The organism is Petrotoga olearia DSM 13574 (genome assembly GCF_002895525.1).
Classification (GTDB): Bacteria; Thermotogota; Thermotogae; order Petrotogales; family Petrotogaceae; genus Petrotoga; species Petrotoga olearia.
The window spans coordinates 23,650-33,560 of sequence record NZ_AZRL01000020.1; the positions used below are offsets into that span (position 1 = coordinate 23,650).

9 protein-coding genes, 1 tRNA gene and 1 pseudogene are annotated in these 9,911 nt (G+C 33.2%); 9 read left to right on the forward strand and 2 right to left on the reverse strand.

Translation table 11 applies throughout. The features are described 5' to 3' along the window. Window positions 1-4: 4 nt before the first annotated feature. Together X929_RS06990 and X929_RS06995 are read right to left on the reverse strand one after the other, a co-directional pair. Window positions 5-943, reverse strand: coding sequence for a radical SAM protein (locus X929_RS06990; protein ID WP_103067311.1), 939 nt, complete (start codon window positions 941-943; stop codon window positions 5-7). Between the two features lie 61 nt (window positions 944-1,004). Next, entirely contained in the window at window positions 1,005-1,796 is a 792-nt protein-coding gene (locus X929_RS06995) for an energy-coupling factor transporter transmembrane component T family protein (protein WP_103067312.1), read from the reverse strand. Window positions 1,797-2,014: 218 nt separating this feature from the next. Here X929_RS06995 and X929_RS07000 point away from each other — a divergent pair, with 218 nt between their 5' ends. The 9 genes and pseudogenes from X929_RS07000 to X929_RS07045 form a co-directional block, all read left to right on the forward strand. Next, a complete protein-coding gene (locus X929_RS07000; RefSeq protein ID WP_103067313.1) occupies window positions 2,015-2,614 on the forward strand; it encodes a hypothetical protein in 600 nt (199 codons plus the stop codon). Between the two features lie 2 nt (window positions 2,615-2,616). After that, entirely contained in the window at window positions 2,617-3,432 is an 816-nt protein-coding gene (locus X929_RS07005; RefSeq protein WP_103067314.1) for a type I phosphomannose isomerase catalytic subunit, read from the forward strand. A 115-nt stretch (window positions 3,433-3,547) separates the two neighbouring features. Then, complete coding sequence (locus X929_RS07010) at window positions 3,548-5,260, forward strand: 2-oxoacid:acceptor oxidoreductase subunit alpha (protein WP_103067315.1); 1,713 nt, start codon at window positions 3,548-3,550, stop codon at window positions 5,258-5,260. After that, on the forward strand, window positions 5,257-6,135 hold the full coding sequence (locus tag X929_RS07015) for a thiamine pyrophosphate-dependent enzyme (RefSeq protein ID WP_103067316.1): 879 nt from the start codon (window positions 5,257-5,259) through the stop codon (window positions 6,133-6,135). Before X929_RS07010 ends, X929_RS07015 begins: the two co-directional genes overlap by 4 nt. Window positions 6,136-6,146: 11 nt before the next feature. Continuing rightward, window positions 6,147-6,602 carry a peroxiredoxin gene (locus tag X929_RS07020; protein WP_211286751.1) on the forward strand — a complete coding sequence of 152 codons (456 nt, stop codon included), beginning with the start codon at window positions 6,147-6,149 and terminating at the stop codon, window positions 6,600-6,602. A gap of 64 nt (window positions 6,603-6,666) precedes the next feature. Further along, window positions 6,667-7,134 carry a DUF192 domain-containing protein gene (locus X929_RS07025; RefSeq protein WP_103067317.1) on the forward strand — a complete coding sequence of 156 codons (468 nt, stop codon included), beginning with the start codon at window positions 6,667-6,669 and terminating at the stop codon, window positions 7,132-7,134. Window positions 7,135-7,277: 143 nt separating this feature from the next. Beyond that, window positions 7,278-7,366 (forward strand) — tRNA-Ser (locus X929_RS07035). Window positions 7,367-7,392: 26 nt separating this feature from the next. Then, entirely contained in the window at window positions 7,393-9,423 is a 2,031-nt protein-coding gene (locus tag X929_RS07040; protein ID WP_103067318.1) for an alpha-amylase family protein, read from the forward strand. Between the two features lie 288 nt (window positions 9,424-9,711). After that, window positions 9,712-9,911, forward strand: a pseudogene (locus X929_RS07045) (IS1634 family transposase); the annotation flags it as partial.

Sequence of the window (9,911 nt, forward strand, 5' to 3'; positions counted from 1 at the left end):
TTATTTACCTCCTCACAGATGTTAACCTGTAAACATTTAATCCAAAATACTGTACTTTTTCAACCTTTTCATCTTTTCCTAATTTTTCAAAAATCACATTTTTGTTTTCACATTTTCTTTGATTTAAAAAGCTCTCAATTTCGTACTGATTCATCGGATGCCTTTTTATTATACTTAAAATAGCTTCAAAATCATCTCCAATCGAGCTGTAAAAATCTTCCTTCGCTAAAAAATCAAGGGATATTCCTCCTAAGATATTTTGAGCCAATTCAACTCTTACTTTTTCTGGAACTTTTACCCAATCTTCCGCTGGAGGTCTCATCGGTAAATTTATATATAATCTATCATAATTTATCTTATTAAAAAGTCCTTTGATTTTCCTTAAAGATTCTTCATCATCATTTAGCCCTTTTATCATCATAAATTCCATCCAGATTTTACCTTTAAAGTTTTTAGAAAAACTTATCAGTCCATTAACATAAGAATCAAAAGATATACTTTTATGAGGCCTATTGATCCTTTTAAATGTCCTTTGGTCATAGGCATCCAGTGTTGGCATTACCAGATCACTTTCACTTAACTCTTCTCTTACTTTTTCTTCAGACAGTAGTGCCCCATTCGTAATTACGGCAACGGGCTTATCAATATAAGCTTTTATAGATTTTATTAGTTCTCCAATTTTAGAGTATAATAATGGCTCGCCTTCACCAACTATTGTTACAAAGTCAAACTTACATACTCCGTTTTTAATATAAAAATCAAACTCTCCCAAAATATCTTGTAAATCAAAAAATTCTTTTCTTTGGTTTGTCATGTTAACCGTTCTTCCCAACTGACAGTATACACAAGAAAAATTACAAGTTTTTAAAGGTATTGGACTTACTCCTAAGGATCTTCCCAACCTTCGAGAAGGAATAGGTCCATATAAGTGTTGAAAATTCATTGGACACCTCAAATCTATTTTCAATGTTTTTTATCTATTTAAATTATATCAAAAACCCCCACTAAATAAAAATAATAGTGAAACATACGAAAGAAAAAGAAATAAGGAAAAAAGTATCTTTTATTTCCCAATTAAACTGTTTAAATCTTGTTCTCCCTTCCCAACCGCTGTATCCTCTTGCTTCCATAGCAATACTCAAATCTTCAGCCCTCCTCAGGGCAGACACCAACAAAGGAATAATTATAGATATAGCCCCTCTAATCCTTCCGGTCAATTTTCTATCATCAAAGTTAGCTCCACGACTTAATTGTGCCTTCATTATTCGATCCGCTTCATTTGCAATTACAGGGATAAATCTTATAGCTATCGTCATTACCATCGATATTTCATGGGCAAATCGTTTTGGCACAAAAAACCATCTCAAGATATCCTCCAGAGCATGAGCTAAAGAGGTAGGAGAAGTAGTTAACGTGAGAACAGAAGATAACAAAACTGCAAATAATATTCTGAAGGTAATTATAGCGGCATTAAATAAACCGGTATCTGTTATTCTAATAAATCCGATCTTAAAAAGTGTATTTCCTCCTATTGTGAATAATTGAATTACAAAGGCAAAGATAACTATAAACCAAATTGATTTTAAGGATTTCATATAATACTTCAAACTTAATTTAGATAACAACATCAACAACAAAGTATACGAAGACATAATTAAAACGTCGTAAAAGCTGTTTATAGAAAAAGCGAATCCTGCTAAAACGAACAACCCTAAAAGTTTCCCCCTTGGGTCGAGAGAGTGCATCAATGAGTCTAATTCAACGTATCTCCCCAAGGCAACATTGTCCAAAAGCATTTAAATACTCCTTTTACCAATCATTTTTCTGCTTCTCAGCATTCAATATTTTAACATAATTTAGGAATCATTATATTATTTGTGAGAAAAGATTGTGTGATTTTTTTAAAATATTAATATAAACAAAACAGCTGATTTTTATTAAAATCTGATTAAGTATTTTGGCAAAAAATGGTATAATTATTTTAATATATAAAAATAACACTGAGGAGAGCTAAATGAGACAATCCTTAGCTGATAGAAGTATGAAGTATCTATTTCTACTTGCATTACTTATAATAACTTGTACAATAATTGTTTTTCTAGTTTCCAAATTGTCTAACTATGAAAAACAAATCATTTTTTTTGAAAAATACTTAAAAAGCAACTATACTTTGGACGATACAACAATAAAAGAATTCGTTAAAGTTTTTGAAATATTATATAAAGAATTTCCCTATGTAACTGAATATGTTTACCCTATCGAATTACTTGCTATAGGAATAGTAGAAACAAATTTTAAAAACATAAAAGGGGACAATGGAGATAGCTTAGGATATTTTCAAATTCAAGCCCCTACTTATTGGTATTTAAAACATTATTATCCTGAATTTTACCAGAGAGTCAATTTCTTCGAGCCCTGGTATTGGGATATGGTAAAAGAAAGGCCGGACGTACAATTAATGACTTCTATCTTATACTTATACGATATCAAATTACGTTATGGTGAAGAAGATGCATACAGTATTTACAACGGCGGTTCAGAAGCATATAAAGACAAAATATTATTACGACTGAGCATATTAGAAACTGAATTCAAAGAATTTAACAGGAGGTAAGCATGCAGATATTAGAACCCCTTATTTCAAAACCAGTTTTTAGTGAAAAAATTTGGGGAAGTAGTGAATTAAACAAAATTTTCAAATACCAAAAACCCCAGCCGATAGGAGAAGTCTGGCTATATTCACCTTTAGATGGGTGTGAAACCGTCCTATATGGGAAAAATAGCCAAGGAGAGTATGGAAAAGCAAGTGAACTTTTCCCAAAGTTTCCTTTACTCTTAAAACTAATAGCAACCTCATCCTGGCTTTCCATACAATTGCACCCGGATGATACAATGGCTAAACAATTAGAAAACAAGCCATGGGGAAAATCGGAAGCTTGGTACTTTCTGAAAGATAACGGTCAAATTAAAGTATCAAATAATAACGAATATATTTTGCAAGCTTTTGAGAACAATCGATGGGATGAGGTATTAGAAAATTATGAAATGAACAAATTCGATTCTATATTCATACCCGCAGGAACCGTTCATACCTTAGGACCTAATAGCTTTTTACTTGAAATACAACAAAGTTCAGATTTAACTTATAGATTATACGACTGGGGAAGACCTCGAGAAATACATGTTGATAAATCTAAAAAAGTTCTCAACAATATTCACACGAGTTACTCTATTTCTAGAAAAGTTGAAGGATTGTGTACAAAATACTTTAGCTTTTCAAGATTTTCCAACGAAAATAAAAAAGGTTTTGGGGTATTCGTTAACTTAAAGAATTATGAAACAATAGTACTTCCAGAAGAAGTAAATTACGATTTTCGAGGTGAATTTGTAGAATTTAAATTAAACAAAAATGGCTGGAAATTCCTTTTATAATTTCATAATCAAAAATTATAAAAATATTTAAAATTTTTACATTGCATTTCATTTTCGACTTATTTTGTCTGATATAATTGAACAAGTAGAAAACAAAATTTGAGGAGGAATCCTAATGAATAAAACTATTAAAGAAGATGTATCAATCGTCTTATCTGGTGAAGCAGGCCAAGGGATTCAAACGATAGAAAGACTGCTAACTTTTATTCTTAAAAGGGAAGGTTATTACGTATTTGCCACAAAAGAGTACATGTCGAGGGTTAGAGGTGGAAGCAATTCAACTGAAATAAGGGTAAGTTCCAAACCTGTAAAAAGTTACGTTGACAAAATTGATATACTCATACCTCTTACAAAAAGTTCAGTTGAACATCTAGGAGACAGAGTGAATGAAGATACCCTAATCATAGCAGACAACGATTCTTTGAAATTAGAAAACAAAAATCTTTTCAACGTCCCCATCCTCTCCATTGCAAAAGAAATAGGCAATGAAATATATGCAAATATAGTTGCTGTTGGTGTAATTTTGGGTCTTTTCAAAATAAACATAAAAACGATAGAAGAGTATCTAAGAGAAAGATTTGGAGATAAAGGAGAAAAAATTGTTTCAGATAACATAAAAGCTGCTTCAGAAGGTTACAAATTGGGTAAAGACTTTTCTGAAAACGGAGAGATAAAAATAGAGATCTCTGCAAATGAAACTTTAAAAGACGATCTATTAATTAGTGGAACTGATGCGGTATCTCTAGGTGCGTTGGCCGGAAATTGTGATTCGATTTTTGCATACCCCATGACACCTGGATCGGGAGTTCTTGTTGATTTAGCTGACTTCTCAAAAAATTTCGATATTTTAGTCGAACAAGCCGAAGATGAAATAGCCGCGATCAACATGGCGATAGGTGGATGGTACGCTGGTGCAAGATCAATGGTAACTACTTCCGATGGTGGTTTTGCCTTAATGGAAGAAGGACTTTCTCTAGCTGGTATGATCGAATCACCATTAGTAATTCACCTAGCTCAAAGACCTGGACCTGCAACAGGTTTACCAACAAGAACCGCTCAAGAAGGGTTAAATCTTGCTATACACGCTGGCCATGGTGAATTTCCAAGGCTGGTTTTTGCTCCTGGTAATCTTGAACAAGCTTTCTATTTAACTCAAAAGGCGTTTAATATCGCCGATAAATATCAGATCCCAGTATTTATTTTGACAGATCAATTTTTTGTTGATTCGTATTATAACGTTAAAAAGTTGGACCTTTCCAAAATTGAAAATAAAAAATATTTCGTCGAAACTGCTGAAGATTATAAAAGATATGATTTATCAAAAGCAGAAAACGGCGTTTCACCAAGAGGCATACCCAACTTCGGTAAAGGATTAGTTATCGTGGATAGTGATGAACATGACGAGGAAGGTCATTTAACTGAAGATTTGGATATTCGAATTAAAATGGTGGAAAAAAGGCTCCAAAAATATGACGCTTTAAAAGATGATTTTGTTTCTCCAGAATTCTTTGGAAATGAAAACTACAAATATCTCGTAGTATGTTGGGGTTCAAACTATAATGTTGTAAAAGAGGCAATAGAAAATATAGATAATAAAGATCTTGCTATGCTTCACTTTAGTCAAGTTTTTCCCTTCCCAGAAAATGCCGTTGAATTTTTAGTGAAAGCAGAAAAAATAATTGATGTTGAAAACAATGCCACAGGCCAATTTGCCAAGTTAATAAGAGCAGAAACTGGCATAAAAATAGATAGTAAGATACTAAAATTCAATGGAATGCCGTTTTCCGTTGAAGAGTTAACCGCTAAAATAAGGGAGGAATTACAATGAGTGAAAGAAAAAATATTTTTAGCCTAGAAAATGAAAAAGAATTAGACATTGCTTGGTGCCCTGGTTGTGGTAATTTTGGAATACTGAATATATTGAAAAAAGCCTTGGAAGAAATGGAAGAAATAACTCCCAACAATTTCGTGCTCGTTTCAGGAATAGGACAGGCAGCAAAAATCCCTCATTATTTCAAAAACAATGCTTTTAATGGCCTTCATGGTAGAGCTTTACCTGTTGCTTTTGCCATAAAAGCGACTAATCCAGATTTATACGTAGTAGCTGAAAGTGGCGATGGAGACATGTATGGTGAAGGGGGAAACCATTTTATCCACAATATGAGAAGAAACGTGGACATAACAAACATAGTCCATGATAACCGGGTTTATGGATTAACAAAAGGACAGGCTTCTCCTACTTCACCACAAGGAATGGTCACCCCGGTTCAAGTAAACGGAGTAATACTAAACCCCTTCAACCCTATTGCTGTGGCTATAGCTAACGGAGCTACTTTTGTTGCACGAGCTTTTGTGGGAGATATGCAAAACACGAAAGAAATCATTAAAAAAGCTATCAGACATAAGGGATACTCGCTAATTGATTTGTTCCAACCATGTGTGACGTTTAACAAAATAAATACTTACGCCTGGTTTAATGAACACACTTATAAATTAGGAGAAGATTACGATCCCTCTGATAAAATGCAAGCTTTACAAACGGCTTTCCAAGAAGACAAAATCCCCTTGGGTATAATATATGAAGAAAAAGGAAAACCAACTTTTGAAGAACAATTAACTATTTATAAGCAAAACAAAGATCCTCTTTTTAAAAGAAGCATAGATGTAAACAAATTAGAAGGTTTTATAAACTCAATGAGATGAGAGGTGATACTATGGCATTGAATGTTGGAGATTTGGCTCCCGATTTTAAAGTGAAAGATCAAAATGGTAATGAAATTTCTTTATCTGATTTTAAAGGGAAAAAGGTTTTACTTTCCTTTCATCCTCTAGCCTGGACAGGGGTTTGCGAAACTCAGATGAAAAATTTGGATGTAAAATATGACGAATTAGAAAAACTCAATGTAATACCTTTGGGAATAAGTGTTGATGCGTCTCCATCAAAAAAAGCATGGGCTGAAAAAATGAGAATCAACAAGCTTAAACTTTTGTCAGATTTTTGGCCTCACGGAGAAGTTGCTACAAAATACGGTATATTTGATAAAGAAAACGGTTTTTCCAAAAGAGCCAATTTTTTAATTGATGAAGAAGGAAAAATTGAATTTTTAAAAGTTTACGAATTAAGGGATCAACCAGATTTAAACGAAATTATAAATCACATTAAAAGATAAAAGAAATTTAAATAGGCTTCGACAAAAGTTCGAAGCCTAATTTATCATTATGGAGCAAAAAATTATGAAAAAACTGGCTTTTATTCTTTTAATTTCGATGATTCTTTCAACCAATTTATTGAGTCAAACAATAAATATACCGCAATTTCCGAAAGGAACTCTAACTATTTCACAAGAAGGAAGAGTTGTGACAATTCCTATTGAAATTGCTAATACGAACGAATTAAGAGAATTCGGTTTAATGTACAGAGAAGATATCCCAGAAGAATATGGAATGCTTTTTGTATTTCCAAATCCTGGAATAAGGGGCTTTTGGATGAAAAACACTTTTGTTGAACTTGATATCGCTTTTATAGATAGCAATGGAACAATATTAGATATACAAAATATGAAACCTTGTGAAGAATCACCCTGCCCTATTTACATAATTTACAAACCTTTCAAATATGCTTTAGAGGTAAAGGCAGGTTTTTTTGAAAGGTACGGATTCAGTGAAGGAGCAAAAATTGACTGGTCAATCAAGAAATTTTAAAACCATTGACATTGTATTTAAATGAGGATATAATTATAAGGCTGAATTACTTGGTTGACTTTGAAGGTTTAGAACCAGAAATTGTTGCCAGAAAGTATCTCCAAGGTTTGGGCCTTATAAAATAAATAGTTACAATAACTTGTGGAGGCGTGCACCGAATTGGCTAAGGGGCCGGTCTCGAAAACCGGTGGGGTTTATCCCCTTGTGGGTTCGAGTCCCACCGCCTCCGCCAATTTTTATTGAGGAGGGAAGTAAAAGATGCCTATTCTATCTGAAATTAACAGATATTTAAAAAGTAAAATTTCACTTGGTAAAGACGATTACGCAATACCGAAAAGATGGATGCCACCTGATTATACCGGTAAGGTTAAACTATCTGGGAGAAAATTTTTTGTTAATCCATATGAGTTTATATCCAACATAATAGATAATCTATTAATAAATACCGTAGAAGAATTGGATTACAGCAAACCTCTTTCTTTCATTAGAAATGTTAAGAACCCTGATTGGATTAGAACAAGCATAGTTTATTCTGCTCATGTAAGAGCTACAGCTGCCTATGTTCATGATCAAACTACTTTATTCGTTCCGATAGATGAAAAAGGTTATACTGAATCAGGAACGTTCTTAAAAATGCTGATGTTAATACCTTATTTTTCTAGCTATAACGTTGATAGTATCTATTTACTTCCGATAACTCAATCAAGCAATAAATTTAAAAAAGGCGAAGTAGGCTCACCTTATGCAGTCAAAAACTTTTTCTCTGTAGAAAAAGATTATCATGACACACTTTTGGAAAGTGAATTCACACCTGATCAAGAATTTGCAGCCTTCGTCGAAGCTGCTCATATTGCTGGAATAAGAGTCTTGTTGGATTTTGTACCAAGAACTGGATCAAGGGACAACGACCTTATTTTAGAACATCCCGATTGGTTCTATTGGATAGATATAGATGAAATGAACGATTTTGCCCCACCTAAAGTTGAAGGTTTAGGATTTGTTCAACCAAGCAAAGAAAATTTAAAAATTGTATACAATGACGAGCAAGTCAATAATCATCTTAAAAAATTTAGATGGGATCCAAAAACTCAGAATCCACAAAAATGGGAGAACTTTATAAATAAAAATAAAAATAATCCAGATTTTTTAGATGAAATAGCTAAAGAGTTTAAAGTAATAACCGTTCCAGGATTTTCAGATTGGATAAATGATCCCCAGCCGGCATGGGAGGATGTCACTTTCTTAAGACTCTATCTTTCTCATCCAGAAGAAGCTCTAAAATATATAGATGGCGCAAATCAACCTCCTTATGTGCTCTTTGATGTTGTTAAATCGAGTTTGTTCCCAGGAAAAGAAAAAAATACTGAACTTTGGAACTTAATAGCAAACATTATCCCATTCTATCAGAAAAATTTCGGGATAGATGGTGCAAGGTTAGATATGGGCCACGCTCTACCTGATGAACTTGAACATGAAATTATAAAAAGGGCAAAAGACTACGACCCTGCCTTTGTAATAATAGCAGAAGAATTGAACATGGACAACCATATAAAAGCAAAAAAAAGTGGTTATGATGGAATCTTGGGAAATTCATGGTGGGCTGAGCCGAGAATAAAAGAAGGCAAATTCAAAAAATTTATCTCAGAAATAGCACCGAAACTATCTTTACCTACATTTGCAACGGCAGAGACACCAGATACCCCAAGAGCGGTTACTAGGGAAGGTAAAGAAACTTTTTCAAAGTTAACGGCGGTGGTAAATACTTTCATGCCTAACGGAATAACTTTTATAAACTCTGGATATGAGCTTTTTGAACCTCAGCCTATGAACACAGGCTTAGATGTAGATGATCCGGTGGAGGAAAGATTTAAAAATTTAGCTTCAACAGATCAATTTTATGGCAAACTTGCATTCTTCGATTGGTATGTATTGCATTGGGATACAGACCATCATATGGTGAAATTACTCACCTTATTGGGCAAACTAAAAGAAGAAGTCAAAGATCTTTTGAAAAACCCTGATAATTATCATTTTATTGATTTTTCTGAAGATGCAAGTGCAATGTTTTGGTGGAACGGAGAAAAAGGAGTTGTCATACCCATCAATACCAACTTTCAAAATCCGTACTTCTTCGATATAGACCTCGGATATTATACCTGGAAAAGTGATCATAATATACAAACAAAATTGGAAAATTACAGAAGAGGAGAAAGCTCTTGGAATGTTCAGGATACACATTTAAGAGTAACAATCAATCCGGGTGAAGCCAGAGTGTTTTTCATATATTAAAAAGGGCTTTTAGCCCTTTTTTATTTTAATTTTGGAAAGTTAAACTTGTCTACTTCTTGTTTTTTTATAAACTTTCTAAACTTTTTCCTGAGTTTGACAGTTGAGAGATGAATTTTCAGTAAACCGAACGGAAGAAAGCGGGTTTGAGGGGATAAAACACCTATTTTTTTGAAAAAAATTTTTTGATGTAGTGACACTTTTTTCTCTTTTAATTATATTATTTTCTTGACTTCATAATAGTTATGTGGTATAATATTAAAGACATTATGAGGTTGGGAGATGATTTGGATGTATGTTAGAACCGTAAAAAACAATCAAGGGAAAGAATACTTAAGAATAGTAGAAAGTTATCGTGTAAACGGTAAGAACAATCAAACGATAATCGCTAATTTGGGTAGAATCGATACTATCAGTCGAAAAGAAGTGGCAAATATTGTTGATAAACTCGTACAGATATATGATATAAAAGGATATATGAATTTGATTAT

Bases quoted from the DNA above. Each gene is read 5' to 3' on its own strand.
- X929_RS06990 (WP_103067311.1), bottom strand. From the start codon at position 943: ATGAATTTTCAACACTTATATGGACCTATTCCTTCTCGAAGGTTGGGA.
- X929_RS06995 (WP_103067312.1), bottom strand. From the start codon at position 1,796: ATGCTTTTGGACAATGTTGCCTTGGGGAGATACGTTGAATTAGACTCA.
- X929_RS07000 (WP_103067313.1), top strand. From the start codon at position 2,015: ATGAGACAATCCTTAGCTGATAGAAGTATGAAGTATCTATTTCTACTT.
- X929_RS07005 (WP_103067314.1), top strand. From the start codon at position 2,617: ATGCAGATATTAGAACCCCTTATTTCAAAACCAGTTTTTAGTGAAAAA.
- X929_RS07010 (WP_103067315.1), top strand. From the start codon at position 3,548: ATGAATAAAACTATTAAAGAAGATGTATCAATCGTCTTATCTGGTGAA.
- X929_RS07015 (WP_103067316.1), top strand. From the start codon at position 5,257: ATGAGTGAAAGAAAAAATATTTTTAGCCTAGAAAATGAAAAAGAATTA.
- X929_RS07020 (WP_211286751.1), top strand. From the start codon at position 6,147: ATGGCATTGAATGTTGGAGATTTGGCTCCCGATTTTAAAGTGAAAGAT.
- X929_RS07025 (WP_103067317.1), top strand. From the start codon at position 6,667: ATGAAAAAACTGGCTTTTATTCTTTTAATTTCGATGATTCTTTCAACC.
- X929_RS07040 (WP_103067318.1), top strand. From the start codon at position 7,393: ATGCCTATTCTATCTGAAATTAACAGATATTTAAAAAGTAAAATTTCA.